The following is a 626-nucleotide window of genomic DNA, read 5'->3' as shown; positions in this document are numbered from 1 at the left end:
GGCTGGACGGCGCCGTCATGCGCGTGATCGACGTGTTGCTGGCGTTTCCCGACCTGCTGCTGGCGCTGGTGATCATCACCTTCTTCGGCCAGGGCCAGCTCAACATCATCCTCGCTATCGGCATCGCCAACGTGCCGCGTTATGCGCGCCTGGTGCGGGCGCAAACTCTGGTGGTGCGCGGCGCCGGTTACGTCGAAGCGGCCACCACCCTGGGGCTGCCCCGGCATTTGGTGATCTGGCGGCATGTGCTGCCCAACGCGATCAAACCGATTTTGATCCTGGCCACCATCGGCATTGGCGGCAACATCGTCAACGGCGCGGCCTTGAGCTTTCTGGGCTTTGGCGCCGCGCCGCCAGCGCCGGAGTGGGGCGGGATGCTCGCCATGGGCCGCAACTACCTGGCCAACGCCTGGTGGCTGGTCGCATGGCCCGCCTTGGCAATCACATTGACCGTGGTCTCGATCAGCGCGATCGGCCGCGAACTGTTGCGTCGCAGCGAAGGGAAACGGGCATGAGTACACAACCTCTGATCGATGTGCAAAACCTCTATGTGCGCTTTGGTGCGCACGCGGCGCCGACCCTCAAGGGCGTGAGCTTCCAGGTGCATCCCGGCGAGTGCCTGGCGC

The 626-nt window shown here is 65.3% G+C and carries 1 protein-coding gene; it reads left to right on the top strand.

Features of this window, described 5'->3' with window-relative positions; all coding sequences use genetic code 11:
* Positions 1–515, top strand: a 515-nt coding sequence (locus GHO25_RS25710) for an ABC transporter permease (RefSeq protein ID WP_153393414.1), incomplete at its 5' end; no start/stop codon positions are given.
* Between the last annotated feature and the right edge of the window lie 111 nt (positions 516–626).

This window comes from Pseudomonas sp. FSL R10-1350 (assembly GCF_009600525.1).
GTDB lineage: Bacteria > Pseudomonadota > Gammaproteobacteria > Pseudomonadales > Pseudomonadaceae > Aquipseudomonas > Aquipseudomonas helleri.
Note: the sequence above shows the minus strand (reverse complement) of the source record. Positions and strands in the feature narration are given on the sequence as shown.